The following is an 18703-nucleotide window of genomic DNA, read 5'->3' as shown; positions in this document are numbered from 1 at the left end:
CGACAGGAGGCGATCATGACCAGGACCGAGACCCCCGATGCCCGGCGGCGCTACCGGGCCGATGCCGGGCCACCACTGGTGATCCTCGCCATCGTCTCGACCGGCCTGCTGGTGGCCGGACTGATCGTCAGCACCGCCCTGGCCGGTGAGACCTTCCCTGCCCCGTTCGCGCCGGCGGACGTCGTCGAGTCCTACTTCCGCAACAACCGCACCGCGGTCGCGGTCACCGCGTTCTCCACGTTCGCGTCCGGCGTCCCGCTCGCGATATACGCGGCCACGGCCTCAGCCCGGTTGCGCAACCTCGGGATCCGCAATCCCGGCGCCACGATCGCCCTGGTCGGCGGGATCGTCGCGGCGGTGTTCCTCTGCCTCTCGGGGATGCTCAGCTGGGTGCTGTCCCGACCGGAGATCGCCGGCGAGCCGCCGGTCGTGCATGCGCTGCAGGGCCTCACGTTCATGACCGGCGGGCCAGGGCACGTCGTGGCGTTGGGGCTGCTGGTCGCCGGGATCGCGGTTCCGGGGCTGCTCGCCGGTCTCCTGCCGCGTTGGGTCGCGATCGCCGGCCTGGCGATCGCCGCCGTGTGTGAGCTGGCCACACTCGTGCTCCTGGTCGACGGCGCCATCGCCGTGGTGCCCGTCGGGAGGTTCGGAAGCCTGCTGTGGCTCATCGCCGCGGCGGTGCTGCTGCCGAAGCGCCGTCCGGCCGCGAACGCATGAGCGAGCACGCCATGCCCACCGGGCCGGCACTCGAGGGTCGCGTCGCCCTGGTCACCGGTGCGAGCCGAGGCATCGGCGCCGCGACTGCCCGTGCGTTCAGCGCGGCCGGCGCAAAGCTGGTGCTGGCGGCGCGGGACGAGAACGCGCTGCACGCGCTCGCCGATGACATCTCCGGGCGCGGTGGCTGCGCCGTCGCCATCCCCACCGACGTGCAGTACCCGGAGTCGGTGTGCCGCCTCGTCGAGCAGACCGTCGGCGCCTACGGGCGACTCGACGTCGCCGTGAACTGCGCCGCGGACAACGGGCACCGCCCCACCCCGTTGGCCGACGTCTCGATCGGGGACTTCGACCGCGCGATCGCGGTCAGCCTCCGCGGGGTGTTCCTCGCCATGAAGTACGAGATTCCCGCGATGCTGCAGGGCGGCGGCGGCGCGATCGTCAACATGTCCTCCACCGCAGCGCATCGCCCGGTGGGCGGCCTCGCCGGCTACGTCACGGCCAAGGCCGCGCTGGAGGGTATGACCCGGACCGCTGCCCTGGACTACGCCGCCGCAGGCATCCGGATCAACGCGCTCGCGCCCGGTCCGATCCTGACCGAGCAACTGCACCGCGCCGGCGCCGACGCCCAGCGGACCGTGGCCGCGACCGTGCCGGCGCGCCGGCTCGGGTCACCCGAGGAGGTCGCGGCCGCGGCGGTCTGGCTCTGCGGCCCGGGTGCCGAGTTCGTCACCGGCACCACGGTGACCGTCGACGGTGGCCTACTCGCGGGCATGGCGCCGTTCGCCCCGACCGCGCGCCACGAGGGACGGCGATGAGCGACCAGATGATCGAGACGTGGGTGCGGTACACGCACCTGGACAAGCTCTACGGCTACCTGCCGGGGATGGCCGAGGCCGCGCCGCCGTGTTCCGGATGGACGCCGTCGAGTACGAGGCCGTCCGCTCCCGGTTCGCGGAGCGAGCCGAGGCCGCGGCCCGCGACCTGCTCGCCGACCCGGCGTCGGGGCGGCAGTGGCCGCGGTCCGGCTGCGAAGCCGGAGCCGGGTCGCGGCAGGCGGTAAGTGGGTGAGGAACGACAGGTTTCCCATGAATCTCGCCATGAGGTGTGCGAGGGCGGAGAGCATCGGTAGGTTCCGCTGACGCCTTGATCCACATCGACGAGCGAACCTCGCCGTGTGGACCGACGCTGAGGATCTTCGGTGGGTGTTCGGCGCCTCGGCCACCGTCGCCGTCTTCGCGGGTGTGGGCGGGCACGGGTCGGCCGAGGAGTTCGGTGCCGGTTCGCGGCGGGGATGACCGAAGTGGCCGTACTCGCGTGCGTCGGCGTGCTCGTCGTGCTCGATGTGCCCGGCAGGGCGATCGACCGTTGCGTCGCCCCCGCCGCCGGGCATCGCGGTGCCGAGGGGAACGCCTAGCCCGCAGAGCCAGTCAAGACCAGTTCAGGAGCGAGGTGGTGGACTCCATGGCCCTCGATGGCCGATTCGAAGGCGCAGGCCGAACGCAACTCCCAGGAAACTGGGCCCCTGCCGGAGACCCCCAGCTTCCCGGCTCGTCGCCGAGCCACCGTCAGCGAAGTAGGCGAGCGAGGTCGGTGGTAGGAGCATGACAGCGAATCTCGGAACGCTCCTGCAGACCTGGCGGGAACGCGCGCTCCTGACGCAGGAGCAGCTCGCGGATCGAACAGGGCTGCACGTGCGCACGATCCGGCGACTCGAACGAGGCGCCGGAAGCGGCAGGCCGCACAGCACTTCCCTGCAGCGCCTCGCCGTAGCCCTCGGCCTCGACGCCACGGAACGCGAACTCTTGATCGAAGCGGCCCGCCCGGCGCCGGCGCCACAGATCTCCGAGATCGCCGTCTCGGGCCACCGCTCGGTTCCGGAGAGCCCACCGCGCCACGACAGGTCGCTCCACCAACTTCCGGCGGCACCACCTCTGTTCACCGGCAGGTCGGCCGACGTGGCATACCTCGATCAGATCATCGAGCAATCCGGGCCCGGGCCCGTTGTCGTCACCATCGACGGGATGGCCGGTATCGGCAAGACGGCCCTTGCCGCACACGTCGCACACCGTTGGTCCAGCCGCTACCCGGACGGGCAGCTCTTCCTCGACCTCCAGGGCTACACCCGCGGAGTGCGTCCGGTCGACCCCCGCGACGCGCTGGGCCGTCTCCTGCGGGCCATCGGCGTACCCGGCGGGCAGATCCCCGACGACCTCGAGGACCGCGCCGCCCTGTACCGCAGCTGCCTGGCCGATCGCACGGTGCTCGTCCTCCTCGACAACGCGGCGAGCGAGGCCCAAGTGCTTCCGCAGCTCCCCGGTTCGGGCGGATCGCTCGTGATGATCACGAGTCGACGTCGGCTCGCCGGACTGGATGTCACGCACGCTCACTCGCTCGGAATCCTGGCCGCGGACGACGCGGTGGACCTGCTCGTGCGAAGTTCTGGCCGCAGCGGGTCACCCGCGGATCAGCGTGACCAGCTCATGGAGACCGCCGAGTTGTGCGGGTTCCTCCCGCTGGCGGTACGGATCGCTGCGGCGAGACTGCGATCCCGCCCGTCCTGGAGCCTCCTCCACCTCAACGAGCGGCTTCGTTGCTTCCGCCACCGCCTCGCCGAGCTCGAGGCCGGCGATCGGGGCGTCACAGCGGCACTCGACCTCTCGTACGCGCATCTGGAGCCGGACCTGCGCTACGGGTACCGGATGCTGGCGCTGCACCCCGGCCTCGACTTCGACGTCGACGCCGCTGCGACGCTCATGGGGCAGCGCTCGACGAAGGTGGAGCCGCTTCTCGACCATCTGCTCGAGGTTCACCTGCTGCAGGAGCACGTCCCCGGGCGCTATCGGTTCCACGATCTCATCCGAGCGCATGCGATGGAGGTTGCTCGGGTCGAGGAGGGCCAGGCGGATCGGCGTGATGCGCTGGTGCGGTTGGCCGAGCACTACTGCCGAGCGGTGCGCTCGGCGGTCGACCTGCTCTACCCGTACGAACGCGAGAACCGGCGTCGCGCGGGGGACGCGGACGAAAACCTTCTGGCAGTCGAAGATCCAGCTCGCGCGGCCACGTGGGTGGAAACCGAGCTGACGAACCTGCTGGCGGTGGCGGAGTCGTCAGACCTGAACGGATGGCCCGAGGGCACTCTGCGGCTCTCAGCCCTGCTCCACCGTCACCTGCGGACCCGCGGCAGGTACAGCGACGGGGCGGACTTGCACGAGCGAGCGGTATGCACCGCTCGCAAGATCGGCGACCGGTTGGCAGAGTTGGACGCGCTCAACGATCTCGGACACATGCGCCGGCTCCAGGGCCGCTTCCCGGATGCGATCGCCCTGTTCGCCGAAGTCCGGTGCGCTGCCCGGACTACCGGCGATCAGCACGGCGACCTGAACGCGCTCATCGGTATCGGCCAGGTGCATCTCATGCAGGGTCGTTACACAGAGGCCGTGGGCAGCTTCGGGGCGGCCCGCAGCACCGCGGTGCGTATCGGCTGTCGGGGCCGTGAGCTGGAAGCACTCCTCGGCCTCGGGTGGGTACGAGTAGCGCAGGGTGATCCGGCCGTCGCCGAGCTGCAGCGGGCAGTCGAGCTCGCTCGCGCGGTCGGGCACTCAACCGCGGAGGTACGTGCGTTGACCGCGCTCGGGCTCTCCCACCGGCTGGGCGGCCGACACGGCGAGGCCATGTCGCTGTTCGAGCAGGCGATGCGAGTTGCGCGCGCCGCCGGCGAGCAGCCCGGCGAGCTCGAGGCTCTGATCAGGATCGCTTCCCTCCAGCGGATTCTCGGCCGCTTCGAGGAAGCCGGCGTGATGTACGAGCGGGCAGTGCGGGTTGCGCGCGAGGTCGGCAGCCGCAACTACGAGTTCGAGGCCTTGCACGGCAGCGGCCGGCTCCAGAACGACGCCGGGCGCCCCCGCGAGGCGCTCGCTCTCCACCAGCGGGCGCTCGATCTCGCAGTCAGCCTCGGCCAGGCGGCGGAGGAAGCACGCGCACATGACGGCCTCGCGCACGCCCACTCCACGCTCGAAGATCATGAACAGGCCCGTGCGCACTGGCGTCGGGCGTTATCGATCTTGATTGCGTTGGGTTCGGCCCGCACGGAGGAGCCCGAGACGACCACAGCGGCGATACGCTCGCATCTCGAGCGACTCGATGCCGAGGCCGAACGGGAACAGGCGACGAGCGCGAGCCACGCGCGCGAGGTCTTGCACAGCGGCTGACTGTCAACCTGGGGTGAGCTCTTCGAGGCGCCGCCCTACTGCGGATGCTCGGGCTGAGCGCCGCCGCGCTGCACTACGTAGCTCGGAGCGGCACCGATCACCGCAGCTACGACGAGCAGTACGCCGCGACCGCCGCCTGCATCGACCGGCGCAACATCCAGGGCAACCTAGTGCCTCGCCCCGAAGGTTCACCACCTAACTCGGCGGCCCAGACGCCCGCTGGCCGAGTACGCCCGGTACGAGGCTCGTGCGGCGCCTTACCAGCGAACGCCTGGATCCACCGATGTACGCGCCAACCTTCCGGGGCGGGGCACTAGGAACCGAAATGCCCGGATCTTGTCCGGTGAATACCCGGATCGATGACCTGGACTCGTCAAGGGTTGGTGTCGGACATTCACGCTGTGAAAATGATCAGCAGTCACAACGCATCAGGGCTTGGAGCGGTGCACGTTGGCGTCGCCGTCTAGCTCTGCGGAGTGGAGAGGTCAGCGCGCCCGGGATGTCCAGGACCGCGGCGAGCGCAGCCTGCACGCGGTGCCCACTGAAGCATTACGACGAGACGGACGCGGATCGGAGGCCGAGCCACCTCACGTCGTGACCACGCTCGTGGTCTACGGCGCCTCGGCCATGGACCTGGGGATCACGACCGCGCTCTTCGGGTCCTCACATCTCCACGCAGGAAGCGCGAGCGGATGGTATGAGCAGTTGCTGTGTGTCCCGGAAACCGACCAAACGGGGCGACTGGCTCAAAACTATACGACCGGGACGTCCTATGGGCTGGACATGCTTACCGGCGCACACACGGTCATCGTCGTGGCCGGACCGCGGGTTCCACCCGACCCGTCCGAGACGGTACTGCAGGCTTTGCGAGCGGCACACGCACGCGGCGCTCGGATTGTCGCCCTCGGTGCCGGCGTATTCGTGGTTGCCGCCGCTGGGCTACTCACCGGCATGCGTGCCACCACCCACTGGTCGATCTGCGAGGAGTTGCGTCGCCGCCACCCGGACGTCGTCGTCGACGACCAAGCGCTCTACGTCGAGGACAGCGGAATCTTCACTGCGGCCGGTGCTGCCGCAACTCTCGACCTGGGCCTCGAACTGATCCGACGAGACCGCGGCGCAGCCGTGGCCAATTCCCTCGCACGGTGGATGATCGCTCCTCCGCAGCGATCGGGCGATCATCGTCAGTTCGTGGCCGCGCCGCTCAGCGAGACGAACGACGGCCTGGCTCACGTCCTGGAATGGGCGTCCGGCCGGCTCGCCGAGCCGCTCACCCTCGCGGACATGGCGCAGATTGCGGGGCTCAGCCCGCGGACACTGTCTCGACGGTTCCACGCAGCGTTGGGCACATCACCGCTGCAATGGCTGTTGGCGCAACGGGTTCGTCTCGCCCAGGAGCTCCTGGAATCGAGTCAGGGATCTGTCGAGCAGATCGCCCGGCGCAGCGGCTTGGGCAGCGTTGGGAACCTGCGCCAACACTTCACGAGAGCGCTCGGTGTGTCGCCACAGGAGTATCGCCGGATGCTCCGTTCCCAAGGCGCGGGCGATTGAGGAGCCAAGGCTCCCGTCGAACCCCGTGGTGACCACGGCGGCGCCGTCGGGGGAGAGGCGACGGCGCTGTTGTTGCCGCTCAGCGGCGTACCGACGCGCGCCAGTCCGGCCCGAGCGAACGCCTCCGGCGCGCTCACGGTGTTGACTCGCTTCGCAGCTCGGCGGCGGGTGTGCTCGGCGCCGGTGCCGATACCGACCATGCGGAGCAGAAGTCGACGCGCGGTCTCCTGCCCGTCCGGGCCCAGGGCCCGCCCGTCGCTTGCGCAAGTGGGTGATGGGGGCGCGGCCCGAGCCGCGGTGGGTATCAATGCGTGGCTGGTCGGGCTCCTGCTGGTCCTACCCTGGGAGGAACCGATGCAGCTCGACGAGACCGACATCTATCCGGCGATGGACCCTCGCCTGCAATACGCCGCGGATCGGCGCGACAGCGGCTTCACGACCGTCGCCACCGCCTCCAGCGACGCCAGCGAGATCGGCGTGATCGCGCTGGTGACGTCCGTGACGAGTTTCGCCGAGCGGACCGACGTCCGGGTCGGCGCGGAGATCGGGCCGACCGACGGCGGCACGATCGTGACTGCCCGCGTGCCGCTGTCGCGGCTCGAGCAGATCCGGCAGGCGGACGGCGTGGTCAGCCTGAAGGCGGTCCAGCCGCTGCGGCCGCTCCTGACGGCGACTCTGGCGGAGCTCGAAGCCACACCCGCCGCCCTCCCGCCCAACTCGCTCGCCGCGGGCGGAGCCGGCGTCGTCGTGGGGTTCGTCGACTCCGGACTGGATATGGCGCACCAGAACTTCGTGGACGCGAACGGTCGCACGCGCATCGAGGCGATCTGGGACCAGTCCGGTCCCACGACCGCGGCGAGCCCCTTCGGCTTCGGACGCCGGCACGGACAGGCCGACATCCAGACCGCGCTGACGCGCTCCGACCCGTATACCGCCCTCGGATACGGCCCGGCTCCCGACAGCCCCGTTCGACGCGGTTCCCACGGCACCCACGTCGCCGACATCGCCGCGGGTAGCGGCGGCGGGTCAGGACAGCCCGGCGTAGCGCCGGCCTCCACCATCCTGTTCGTCGACCCCGCCGTCGCGGACATCACGTGGATCGGGCCCGCCACGGTTTTCTCCTCGTTCGGCGACTCCGGGCAGCTGCTCGAGGCCATCCGGTTCCTGTTCGACGAGGCGGGCCAGCGGCCCTGCGTCGTCAACATCAGCCTCGGCACAAACGGTGGACCGCATGACGGGTCCAGCTTGGTTGAGCGGGGTATCGACGCCATTCTCGCGCAGCGTCCGAATCGGGCAGTGGTGATCGCCGCGTCGAACTCGTTCGACGACGGCATCCATGCAGCGGGGCGGGTGCCCGCCGGCGGGTCCGACGACGTGAGCTGGCGGATACCAGCCGGCGTCGTTGGCCAGAGCGAGCTCGAGATCTGGTACCCGGGCGACGACCGCCTGCTTGCCGAGATCATCGGCCCCGATGGCACAAGCCTGGGGTCGGTGCCGCTCGGTTCCAACGCCCGGCTCATGGACGACGACGGCAACACCGTGCTGTTCATCGGCCACCGCGGACCCGACCCGCTCAACGGCGACAACACGATCGGCGTCTTCCTCGAGCAACGGATGCCACCGGGCACATGGACGATCCGCCTGCGCGCCGACCAAGTCGGCACGGACGGATGCGCCTACCACGCCTGGATCGAACGCAACGACTTGTCGCAGACCTCGTTCGTGGCACCGCACGACAGCAGCCACACGTTGGGCTCGATCTCCTGCGGGCGGTCGAGCATCGTCGTGGGGTCCTACGACGCGCACCGCGCCAGCACTCCGCTGTCGTTCTTCTCGAGCGCCGGACCGACCCGCGACGGCAGGGAGAAGCCCGAGGTGAGTGCCCCTGGCCACGACGTCCTGGCCGCGCATTCGCGCACCCGGACCGGAGTGGTCCGCAAGTCCGGCACCAGCATGGCGGCCCCCGCTGTCGCCGGGATCGTCGCGCTGGCGCTTGCCGAGGCGAGGGCACTGGGAAAGGTGCTGGACGCTGATACGGTGAGACAGGTCGTGATGGACACCGCCCGCAACAACCCGCCCGCGGCCGGCGGGTGGGACCCGCGTTACGGGCACGGGCGGGCCACCGCCGCCGACGCGGTGCGCGCCGTGCAGAAGCTCGTCTGAGGAACGTGAACGACAAGAAGCGCGAAGACCCCGCACCCGGCTCGCTCGAGATCGAGCCGGCTGCAGGCGCGCTCGGCGCCCTTCACAAGGTCCGCTCACCGGCCGCGCTGAGCATGGACGATCTGGTCGCGGCAGACCGGCCCGTGCAGGTCGTCGTCGAGGTCGCGGAGCCCGGTTACCGCCCTCCCGGCCTGGAGGTTCGCTCGGGGATCACCGACACGGTACTCACCGGGACGACAGAGCCCGCCGGCTTGAGCGACCTCGACCGCGATCCCGGCGTGGTCGCCATCGAGATCACGCGACCGCTCGACCTGATCGACTGACGCTCGCGCATCCTCGCCTGCGAATTGGTCATCGCGTCATGTCAGGCACGTGGCATCCGATCAACCTGTACTGCCCAGCGCCGGCGGAAGCCATTCATAGGCGATCAAGACCCTGCGAGCCGCTCCACCACGTGGACCTGGGGCAGCTACTCGGAGGCTAGGAGGTGCGGGTCGGGGCGGTGCCGTCGCGTAGTTCCTGTCCACGGACCTGGTCGAGGACGGCGTGCGCCTGCTGGTCGACGAACCGGGTGAAGATCTGCTGGGCATAGCCGAAGACAAGGGCCCAGGCGAGGATCTGGGCGGACGAGTCGAGGGCGCTCAGACCGGGGATGAAGGCCCCGCGCATCAGCAGGAGCCCGGCGAACGCGGTCAGCGCGCCCGTCGGCAGTTTCAGCACCGCGACCGCGACCGGCAGGCTGAAGGGAACCGTCGTACTGGTCAGCCGCTGCAGTGCGGCGGCGGAGGCGACCGAGGCCGCGACGAGCCCGACGAGCTGCACGACTATGAGGTCGACGTTGTTCACGGTCTTGCCGATCACCTCGTCGATGTCGTCGCCCGGGAGCAGCCTCGTGGCACCCGTCGGGCAGACGACGAAGATCTGCCCGCCGACGTCGGGGGTAAAACAAACTGGTATTGCGGTCGGTCGGAGAAATCCGAACACCGCGGTGGCGAGCGCGAGCAATGTGAGCACCACGGTGGTGGCGATGAGGACGTTCCGGAAGCTCCGGACGGTGACGAACTCCCGACCGGCCGCCGAGCTCGCGGCCCGCACGGCTGCCACGATCCGGTTCCGTTCCACGTCGCCGATGTGGGTGTGCGCCCTGGGCCCCCGCCATGACGGCCATGTCCGTTGCCGGTGAGGTTGGGCGAGCTCGGCCGCGATGCTCAGCAGCCCCTGCGCCCGTTCGTCGGGCGCGGGTAGGTGGCGCTTGACGTGCCGAACGAGGCTGGGCATCTGGCCGATGAGGTACTCCTCCGGTGCGATGCGGAGCAGGTCCGCCTCCGCCGCGTCGCAGTTGCTGTTTATTCGCTCGAACGCCGCCCCCTGTGAAGCAGCGCCACCAGTTGTTGTCGTACCAGACAGCGTCGATTGCTGTTTTGAGGTGTCGGGAGATGGCCTTGTCGATGTCGTCGCCAGACCGCCCGCAGAGGCTCTGGTGCAGGGTCTGCAACTCCGTCGCCCGCGTCATCGCCCCTTCCCGCCACGACGTCCATGGGGGAGGGCCCCACATGACGTCGGGCACGTTTTCGTCCAGGCCTCCTCGATTGCCTCCGTGTGCCCCGGCTCGGCCGCGGGCGGGTGTGAATCCCGTGCGTTCAGACCGGCCGTAGTTGCTAGCCGCTGGGACGACGACGGCGGGACCCGTCGGCTGACTCGGCGTGGCGACGACACGCCCGTTCGCGTCGTCGCCGTGGCCATCCCGGCTGCTGGGACCGGACATGGTCGTCCTTCCCGATCGGGGAACCCTGCTCCTAGTCTGAGAAGTGGGCCACCCGCGCAGATACAGCTCGGGCTGTTCGGCTTGACCAGCAGGAGCCTGTCCCTGAAAGCCAGATCAGACGTGCTGGAACGGTCCGTACTCACCGCCGAAGGCGTCGTGCGCCGCAAGACGGTTGAGCCTCTTTATCGCCGGGCCGGAACGCACACCTCGAGGACGTCGTGATCGTGCGTGACGAGGGCCCGGTCGGGACATGTCGGTCCACGTCGATCTACGCGTCCGGCCGCGTCGGCGCCGGTCCAGCACATGTGGGCGACGGTCTTCCACCTCGACAACCTCCGTGCGGGAGGACCCCCATCCGGAGGTGACTACTCAAGGAGGAACTTCCGCTAGCCCATGTGCCACCAGCGGCTGCGGGGCTGGACGTCGCGCAGAGACCGGAGCACCATGTCGATCAGCTCGGCCGGCTGTCCTGTACTCCCGATTGCGCCGCTACGCACGGCCTCGTCGTAATGGTCGGCGCTGTTCGAAGAGCTGTAGATGACGAACGGGGTGTTGTCGCCCCGCTTTCGCATCCAGTCCAACAGAACGTAGCCGGCGCGCGGGTCCTCAGGGCGTGCCATGTCGGAGATCACGACGTCGTACGTGCCGCCGCGCTGGAGCTTGCGCTGGGCGTCCCCGGTCGACGTGCTGAGGTCCACGATCATGCCCATGTTCTCCAGGGCCGAGCGCTCATATCGGTTGTTGCTCGGCCTGTCGTCGACCCAGAGCAGGCGAGGAGTGCGGCCGAGCCGCCGCACCGCGGCCCCGACCGCGCGCACCTGGTCCGCGGCGTCTACCGCCGATGACGGACGACCGGCACCATCCCTCTCCCCAGATGTACGGCCCGGAGTGTCGCCGGCCGCGCTGCGGTTCTTGTCCTCCTCCGCATCCAGCAGTGCACCGGTAGCTCGGCGGGCACTGAACGCAATCCCACCAGGTCCGCTGAAGGACACATCATCCCTGGTGAGGACGTCCTGGACCGCCCTGCGGAACAGCACAGCACTGAACACGACCACGATCGGCCAAATCACGACCCCGATGAGCTCGGTCCACTGCTGCATACCCGGCATGATCGCCCATCGCAGTTGCATGTGAGAGCCCAGGGTTCAGAATCAGACATCGGCAAGAGCCCGTCTGTCCTGTCGACTGCATCTACGTCGGCAAGCGCAAGAGCTACATCAACGCGAACGAATGCATCGACTGCGGCGCCTGCCAGCCGAAATGCCCGGTCGACGCCATCGACGGCGACCGGGCCGCGAAGGACGACGAGCACGGGAAGATCTTCATCTCGGACTCGTTGTCGTTCTTCTCCGAGCGACTCCCAGCGGCCAGGGGCGGACGCATCACATCCACGTGCCGTCGTCGCCATGTCGGATGGTCGCAAGGACGACGCAGCCTTCAGGGGGCTCGCGACGCGAGCTCCGGCAACGGGGTGTCGACGAGCGAGAGCGCCGGGACGGCCGACCAGCCGCGCACCGCGGCGTCGGCGATCCGGCCGGCCTCACCGACGTAGGCGTCGGCGTCGATCAGCGTCTTGGGCAACACGTCCCGCTTGCCCTTCTCGTCGGCTACCTCCGGCAGCACCTCGGCCAGGGTGCGGCCCGTCGTCCGGGCGCGGATCGCGGCCTCGTAGACGAGGTCGTGCGCGTGCTCGCGCCCCATCGCCTCCGCGAGGGAGATCATCTGCGCCTCCGCCATCGCCAGCCCGCCGTCGAGCTCGAGGTTGGCGCGCATGCGCCCCGCGTCGACCCGGAGCCCCTCGACGATGATCAGCGTCTCGGACAGTGCCGTCCCGGCCAGCACTGCGAGCTGCGGGACGACCTGCCACTCGATCTGCCACTCGCCGGCCGCCCGCTCGTGTCCGGCTTCCTGGAGTCGGGCGAGCGACGATGTGAGGGCTCCGGCGGTGCCCGCCAGCCCGATGACGATCTCCGAGGAGATCGGATTGACCTTCTGCGGCATCGTGGAGGACGCGCCGCGGTGGCTCTCGAACGGCTCGAAGACCTCGCCGATCTCGGTGCGGGAGAGGTCCACGACGTTGCGGGCGAGCTTCGCGCAGGTGGCTGTGACCGTCGTGCACAGCCAGCCGAACTCGGCGACGCCGTCGCGGTCGACGTGCCAGGGGACGTCGGTGTGGTGCAGGCCGAGCAGGTCGGCCACCGTCGCGCGGATCTCCGCCGAGCGAGGGCCGAGCGCGGCCGCGGTGCCGCCTGCGCCGAACAGCGACACCAGCGCGATCCTCGGAGCGGCCTGTGCGAGGCGTTCACGCTGGCGGGTGAACTGCGCGAGCAGGGTGCCCAGCGTGGCGCCGAACGTGGTGGGGACCGCCTGCTGGGCGTGGGTGCGGGCAGCCATCACCGTTCCCGCGTGCTCGGCGACCCGCCCGGCGAGAGCGTCACCGAGCCGCCCCAGTGCCCGGTCGAGGGCGGCCAGCGACCGCGCCATCTGCAGCGCGAGACCCGTGTCCATGATGTCCTGGGTGGTCGCTCCGAAGTGAACGCGGCCGTCGGGACCGGCCGGAAGCCCCGCGCAGACCTCGCGGACCAGACCCAGGATCGGGTAGCCGACCCTGCGGGCGGTCTTCCAGAGGGTCTCGTCATCGACGTTGCACAGCCGGGCGGCGGCGACGATCGCGTCGGCGTCGTCCCGGCTGATCACGCCGTGCTCGGCCTGAGCCAGGGCCAGTGCCCGCTCTGCGGCGAGCCAGCTCTCGATCAAGCTCTGCTTCGAGAAGATCCCCAGCTGCTCCTCGTCGCCCGCGAGATGCAGCAGCAGGGAGAAGGGGGACCGACCATCGGTCGAGGTCATCGTCCAACCTCCAGGACGCAGTTCCGATGCCCGGGTCAGTGGCGCAGACCCAGCTCCTTCAGGAGCGGCATGACGTTGTGCCCGAAGTACTCGAGCTCCTCGTTGTAGTCGATGAGCCCGAAGATCATGCCCTGCATGCCGGCCTCGTTGAGGGCGGCGAGCTGCTCGGTGACCTGCTCCGGGGTGCCGACGACGGGGTAGCCGCCCCAGCCGGCGATGAAGCGCTCCTGCATCTTCTTGACCGCGTGGTCGAAGGACTGGCTCGCGCCGGAACCAGCGATCTTGATGACGTTGCCGGCAGCCCCCCAGTCGCCCTCGTCGACGACCTGCTGGAACGCGCGCTCGGCCTCGTCCTCGGTGTCGCGGCACACGACCAGGCCGTATGTCATGACCTGGATCTCCCGCTGGTAGTCGTCGCGGGCCTTCGACCGCACCTTGTCGGTGTAGGCCCTGATGTTCTCCAGAGTGTCGAGCGAGGCGAAGTTGATGTCGACGTTGCGGGCGGAGAACTCGATGCCGGCCGGCGAGTTGCCGGCGTTGAGCAGGGCCGGCCGGGGCGCCTGGTGGGGCTTCGGGTACGCCTCGAGCAGGGCGCCCTGGAAGTGCTCCCCGTCGACCTCGAACGAGCCGGGCTCGGTCCACAGCCTCGTGACGTAGTCGATCCACTCCTGGCCGAAGGCGTAGCGCTCGTCGTGCTCGCGCTGCTCGCCGCCGAACATCTCCATCTCCGGCGGCACCCATCCCATCACGAGGTTGAGCGCGAACCGGCCCCCGGAGATGTGGTCGATCGTGGTGGCGGCCTTGGCGGCGACGATCGGGTGCACGGTGGGCAGGTGGGAGGTCGCGGCGACGCCGATCCGCTCGGTCGCCTCGGCGATGCCTGCGGCCCAGGTGTAGGTCTCGAAGCAGTTGCCGTTGAAGTTGGTGGAGCCGCCGAACCCCTTCCAGCGGGCCACCGGCACGAGCACGTCGAAGCCGATGCGGTCGGCGCGCTGCGCGATCTCCTTGGTGTGCTCCCACGTCACCCGGTACGACGACGGGGCGTGGCTCATGATCAGCCCGTACGAGCAGTTGATGCCGAACAGCCCCAGCTTCATCTTCTGGTCGCCGAACAGCGGGTTGGTCTCCCTGCGGTCCTGCAGGGGGCGGGTCTCGCTCGCGGGGCGCGGGTCCGTGGGGGCGAGCCCGAGGCGCTCGTTGGCGGTCGCGGTCATGGTCGTCTCCTTCGACGAGGGGGCTCAGCCCAGCTGGAACGGGTCGCGGGTGCCGCCGGTGAGCTCGACGAACACGGACTTGTTCTCGGTGTACTCGTTGATCGCGTCGATGCCGTTCTCGCGCCCGATGCCGCTCGCGCCGAAGCCACCGAACGGCATGGCGGGGGACACCACGCGGTACGCGTTGATCCACACGGTGCCGGCGCGGAGCTTCGCGGCGACCCGGTGGGCCCGGTGCACGTCCTTGGTCCAGACAGCGCCGGCCAGGCCGTAGGGGGTGTCGTTGGCGAGCTTGAGGGCCTCGTCCTCGTCTCGGAAGGTGTAAGCGGCGAGCACGGGGCCGAACACCTCCTCGCGGACGATGGTGTTCTCCGGGGTCACGTTCGTGACGACGGTGGGCTTGACGAACAGGCCTCCGCGCTCGGCGTCGGGCTCACCGCCGCAGGCGAAGGTGGCCCCCTCGGCGGCCGCGCCCTCCAGGTAGGACAGGACCTTCTCGTACTGCGGTCGGTTGGCCACCGGGCCCATCTCGGTCTCGGCGGCGGTGGGGTCGCCCAGCTCGATCGAGTTGGCGCGGGCGACGACCTTCTCGATCAGCGCGTCGTGGACGGCGGCATGCACGATCAGGCGCGAGCCCGCCATGCAGGTCTGGCCGGTAGCGGCGAAGACCCCCGCGACGAGGCCGTTGGCGGCGGCGTCGAGATCGGCGTCGGGGAAGACGATCTGCGGCGACTTCCCACCCAGCTCCAGGGTGACCCGGTTGAGGTTCGCCGCCGCGGCCTGCGCGACCTTGGCACCTGTGGCCGTCGACCCGGTGAACGCGATCTTGTCCACACCCCGGTGCGAGGCGAGCGCCTCGCCGGTCGCGCGGTGCAAACCGGTGACGACGTTCAGCACGCCCGCCGGGAGACCCGCCTCGTGCAGGATCTCGGCGAACACGACGGTAGAAGCGGGGGAGTGCTCCGACGGCTTGGCCACCATCGTGCAACCGGCGGCCAGCGCGGGGGCGAGCTTGAAGGTCAGCAGCAGGAGCGGCGAGTTCCACGGCGTGATCGCGCCGACGACGCCGATCGGTTCCCGAGTGGTGAAGCCGAAGTAGTTCGGGTTGACCGGCGGCACGGTGCGGCCCTCGACCTTGTCGGCCAGCCCCGCGAAGTAGTAGTACCACTGCGGCAGGCTGTTCAGCTGGCCGAGCATCTCGCGCAGCAGCTTGCCCGAGTCGTTGACCTCCAGCCGGGCCAGCCGCTCGGCGTTCGCGGCGATCGCGTCCCCGCACCTGCGCAGGATCGCGGCCCGCTGGAAACCCGTCATCCGTCCCCACTCGCCCTCGAAGGCGGAGCGGGCGGCGGCCACGGCCTCGTCGACGTCCTCCGGACCGCCATCGGCGAGGCGTGCCCAGGGCCGGCCGGTGTAGGGGTTCTGCGACTCGAACGTGCGGCCCGAGCGGGCGTCGACCGGCTTGCCGCCGATGAAGAGTTTCAGCTCTTCCAAGGATGTCGTCATCGATCTTCCTTCCGTCCGGCCTTCGGTGCGCCGACCGCGCAGCGGATGGAGGCTGACCATAGGAACGGCCCGACGCCCGTCGATAGCCGCGGAACGCAGCGGCAGAGCCGTTCCACGCGAGCCGGATCTCGGACATCAGCGAGGCCGAGCCGCGCTCCGCGGCTGGCGCGGTGCGCTCATCGGCTGTTCAGCGGCTCCGCGGGCCCCATACTGTGGCCTACCTCTCGGGATGGTGACGCCGACTCGTGCGGACCGGCTCGGCCGATCCCGGACGAGCGAGAACTCGAGGAGGCGGCGGGCCATGGATCTTTCGACGCCATCGGGCCCCGCCGCTCCGGCAGCTCGGCTGTCGCGGTACTCGATCATGGACACGCGCAGTCTCGAGGAGGCCCGCCACATCGTCAGCCGCGTGTACCTCGACCACGCGCTGTCGGCACCGGAGGATCGGCTGGAAGCGACGCTCAACGCCGCGCCGAACCGCCGGTTCACCATCGGCTACCTCACGTACCAGTCCAGCGCGAAGCTCGTGATGCCCCCGACCGAGGACTGCTACCACATCAACCTCACCGTCGAGGGACGCACCGAGGCCCACCGGACGGACGGCGCCCGTGCGACGACCCGGGCCATGTCGAGCGGCCTCGTGCTCCTCCCGGACCAGGAGACCACCGTCCGGTGGTCACCGGATGCCGGGCAGTTCATCCTCAAGATCTCCCGGGAGAGCTTGGAGGGTCACCTGAGCGAGCAGCTCCACCTGCCGGTGAACGGTGTGCTGGACTTCGATTTCGGGATCGATCTGACGACGCCCGCCGGGAGCTCGCTGCTCGCCTCGGTCGAGTTCTTCGCCCGTGAGTTGAACCGACCCGGCGGGCTCGCCGACATGCCGATCGCCCGCGAGCAGCTCGAGGCGTTCGTGATGACCCAGCTGCTGCACGCCGGCCGGCACCAGTACACCGACGCCCTGACCGCTCCCGCCGATCCGGTCCGGTCGAGCCGGCTGCGACCGGTGATCAGCTACATCGAAGAGCACGCCGACGAACCACTGAGCCCGCAGGAGCTCGCCCGGATCGGCTGCATGAGCGTCCGGACCTTGCACGCGACGTTCCAGCAGGAGCTCGGCGAGTCACCCATGAGCTACCTGCGTCGCATCCGACTCGACCACGTTCGAGCCGAACTCCTGCGATGCGACCCGAGGTCGACCCGGGTCACGGATGTCGCCCTGCGGTGGGGCTTCTTCCACCAGAGCCGGTTCGCGCACCAGTACCGGGAACGGTTCGGTGAGCTGCCGCGGGAAACGCTGCGCAGCCGGAGCTGGTGAGGCGCGCGCCCTCCCGGCCGCTGCGCTCTGTGGCTACGTGACGGCTGTGCGCGGATAGCTCGTGCCGGGTCGGCCCTCGTACCGTCGCCGGACCCCGATCGTTCCACGCCGAGCCCGGGGTCAACGCGACCGTGAGGAGCCGACGATGCCGCACTCCGCCGGGAACCCGAGCGTCCACGTCTCCGGGCTGCCGGGGGCGTCGGCGGTGCAGCGCGCGGTGGCGGCGTTGGCAGCGGGGCGGATGGTGGTCGTCACCGACGACGCCGATCGGGAGAACGAGGGGGACCTGGTGCTGTCCGCGGGGTCGGTGACCGCGGAGCAGGTGGCGTTCGTGGTGGCGCACACGACGGGGATCGTGTGCGCGCCGATGCCGGCCGAGCGCGCGGACGTGCTGCGGTTGGGGCTGATGGTTGCCGAGAACACCGACGCGCACGGCACGGCGTTCACCGTCACCGTCGACCACACGAGCACCGGGACGGGGGTGTCGGCGGCCGACCGGGCTGCCACCTTGCGGGCGTTGGCCGATCCGGCCACCCGCGCCGAGCAGCTGCGCCGCCCCGGGCACGTGTTCCCGCTGCGAGCCCGCGAGGGTGGGGTACTGGCCCGGGCCGGGCACACCGAGGCCGCGGTGGACCTGCTGCGCATGGCCGGCCAGGATCCGGTCGCAGTGATCGCCGAGATCGTGGCGGCGGACGGCTCGATGGCCCGCGGCCGGACACTGCGGGCGTTCGCCGACGAGCACGACCTGCCGGTGCTGGCCATCGCGGATCTGGTCCGCTACCGGCGCGCGACAGAGCGGTTCGTCGAACGCGTGGCCACATCGGCGATGCCGACCGTGTTCGGCGAGTTCCGGGCGGTGGCCTACCGCTCCACCATCGACGCCACGGAGCACCTCGCCCTGGTCCACGGGGATGCCGCCGCCGCCTCCCGCAGCCCCCGCGGCGCGCTGGTGCGCGTGCACAGCGAGTGCCTCACCGGCGACATCATCGGCTCGCTGCGCTGCGACTGCGGCGCCCAGCTCGAACAAGCCATGCGCGCGATCGCCGCCGAAGGCGCCGGCGCCGTCGTCTACCTGCGTGGCCACGAAGGGCGCGGGATCGGGCTTGCCCACAAGATCCGCGCCTACGCCCTGCAGGAAACCGGCCTGGACACGATCGACGCCAACACCGTGCAGGGCCTGCCCGTCGACTCCCGCTCCTACGGCACCGGCGCCCAGATCCTCACCGACCTCGGCATCACCCGGCTGCGACTGATCACCAACAACCCCGCCAAACACGGCGGTCTCGACGGTTACGGCCTGCACATCCTCGACCGCGTCACGCTGGCCACCACTCCCAGCCCCCACAACATGCGCTACCTGCGCACCAAACAAGAACGGATGGGGCACGTCCTGGTGCTGAACGAGCACACCGGCTGACAG

At 70.0% G+C, this 18703-nt stretch carries 14 protein-coding genes and 1 pseudogene; 10 read left to right on the top strand and 5 right to left on the bottom strand.

Annotated elements, in window-relative coordinates; translation table 11 throughout:
• Window positions 1-15 precede the first annotated feature (15 nt).
• The 7 genes from FB388_RS40005 (at window position 16) to FB388_RS20530 (ending at window position 8962) form a co-directional block, all read left to right on the top strand.
• Window positions 16-717 carry a DUF4386 domain-containing protein gene (locus FB388_RS40005; protein WP_211362134.1) on the top strand — a complete coding sequence of 234 codons (702 nt, stop codon included), beginning with the start codon at window positions 16-18 and terminating at the stop codon, window positions 715-717.
• Window positions 714-1532: an SDR family NAD(P)-dependent oxidoreductase gene (locus tag FB388_RS20550; protein WP_142103861.1), complete on the top strand. Its 819-nt coding sequence runs from the start codon at window positions 714-716 to the stop codon at window positions 1530-1532. The genes FB388_RS40005 and FB388_RS20550 overlap by 4 nt, the downstream gene beginning before the upstream one ends.
• 97 nt (window positions 1533-1629) lie before the next feature.
• Window positions 1630-1785: a hypothetical protein gene (locus tag FB388_RS39510; RefSeq protein WP_170225756.1), complete on the top strand. Its 156-nt coding sequence runs from the start codon at window positions 1630-1632 to the stop codon at window positions 1783-1785.
• Between the two features lie 533 nt (window positions 1786-2318).
• The gene (locus tag FB388_RS20545) at window positions 2319-4925 is read left to right on the top strand and encodes an ATP-binding protein (protein ID WP_142103859.1); all 2607 of its coding nucleotides are present in this window, start codon (window positions 2319-2321) and stop codon (window positions 4923-4925) included.
• A gap of 594 nt (window positions 4926-5519) precedes the next feature.
• Window positions 5520-6476, top strand: a complete 957-nt coding sequence (locus tag FB388_RS20540; protein ID WP_142103857.1) for a GlxA family transcriptional regulator — start codon at window positions 5520-5522, stop codon at window positions 6474-6476.
• A 354-nt stretch (window positions 6477-6830) separates the two neighbouring features.
• The gene (locus FB388_RS20535; protein ID WP_142103856.1) at window positions 6831-8639 is read left to right on the top strand and encodes a S8 family serine peptidase; all 1809 of its coding nucleotides are present in this window, start codon (window positions 6831-6833) and stop codon (window positions 8637-8639) included.
• A 5-nt stretch (window positions 8640-8644) separates the two neighbouring features.
• Window positions 8645-8962, top strand: coding sequence for a hypothetical protein (locus tag FB388_RS20530; RefSeq protein ID WP_142103854.1), 318 nt, complete (start codon window positions 8645-8647; stop codon window positions 8960-8962).
• Window positions 8963-9119: 157 nt separating this feature from the next.
• Here FB388_RS20530 and FB388_RS20525 read toward each other — a convergent pair whose 3' ends face one another.
• A complete protein-coding gene (locus FB388_RS20525) occupies window positions 9120-9917 on the bottom strand; it encodes a hypothetical protein (protein ID WP_142103852.1) in 798 nt (265 codons plus the stop codon).
• An 873-nt stretch (window positions 9918-10790) separates the two neighbouring features.
• On the bottom strand, window positions 10791-11504 hold the full coding sequence (locus FB388_RS20520) for a response regulator (RefSeq protein ID WP_170225755.1): 714 nt from the start codon (window positions 11502-11504) through the stop codon (window positions 10791-10793).
• Window positions 11505-11521: 17 nt separating this feature from the next.
• Here FB388_RS20520 and FB388_RS40920 point away from each other — a divergent pair.
• Window positions 11522-11683, top strand: a pseudogene (locus FB388_RS40920) (4Fe-4S binding protein); the annotation flags it as partial.
• 158 nt (window positions 11684-11841) lie between these two features.
• Here the strand turns inward: FB388_RS40920 and FB388_RS20510 are convergent.
• From FB388_RS20510 to FB388_RS20500, 3 genes are read right to left on the bottom strand one after another with little or no spacing between them, the layout of a single operon-like run.
• Complete coding sequence (locus FB388_RS20510) at window positions 11842-13251, bottom strand: lyase family protein (protein WP_142103849.1); 1410 nt, start codon at window positions 13249-13251, stop codon at window positions 11842-11844.
• A gap of 35 nt (window positions 13252-13286) precedes the next feature.
• The gene (locus FB388_RS20505) at window positions 13287-14465 is read right to left on the bottom strand and encodes an LLM class flavin-dependent oxidoreductase (RefSeq protein ID WP_142103847.1); all 1179 of its coding nucleotides are present in this window, start codon (window positions 14463-14465) and stop codon (window positions 13287-13289) included.
• 24 nt (window positions 14466-14489) lie between these two features.
• Window positions 14490-15968, bottom strand: coding sequence for an aldehyde dehydrogenase (locus FB388_RS20500; RefSeq protein ID WP_142103846.1), 1479 nt, complete (start codon window positions 15966-15968; stop codon window positions 14490-14492).
• A 301-nt stretch (window positions 15969-16269) separates the two neighbouring features.
• Here FB388_RS20500 and FB388_RS20495 point away from each other — a divergent pair, with 301 nt between their 5' ends.
• Window positions 16270-17283 carry an AraC family transcriptional regulator gene (locus tag FB388_RS20495; RefSeq protein ID WP_142103844.1) on the top strand — a complete coding sequence of 338 codons (1014 nt, stop codon included), beginning with the start codon at window positions 16270-16272 and terminating at the stop codon, window positions 17281-17283.
• A gap of 145 nt (window positions 17284-17428) precedes the next feature.
• On the top strand, window positions 17429-18700 hold the full coding sequence (locus FB388_RS20490) for a bifunctional 3,4-dihydroxy-2-butanone-4-phosphate synthase/GTP cyclohydrolase II (RefSeq protein ID WP_142103843.1): 1272 nt from the start codon (window positions 17429-17431) through the stop codon (window positions 18698-18700).
• Window positions 18701-18703 lie beyond the last annotated feature (3 nt).

The organism is Pseudonocardia cypriaca (assembly GCF_006717045.1).
In the GTDB taxonomy this organism is placed as follows: domain Bacteria; phylum Actinomycetota; class Actinomycetes; order Mycobacteriales; family Pseudonocardiaceae; genus Pseudonocardia; species Pseudonocardia cypriaca.
The sequence above is the reverse complement of the archived record's forward strand: the minus strand, read 5'-3'. Positions and strand labels throughout refer to the sequence as shown.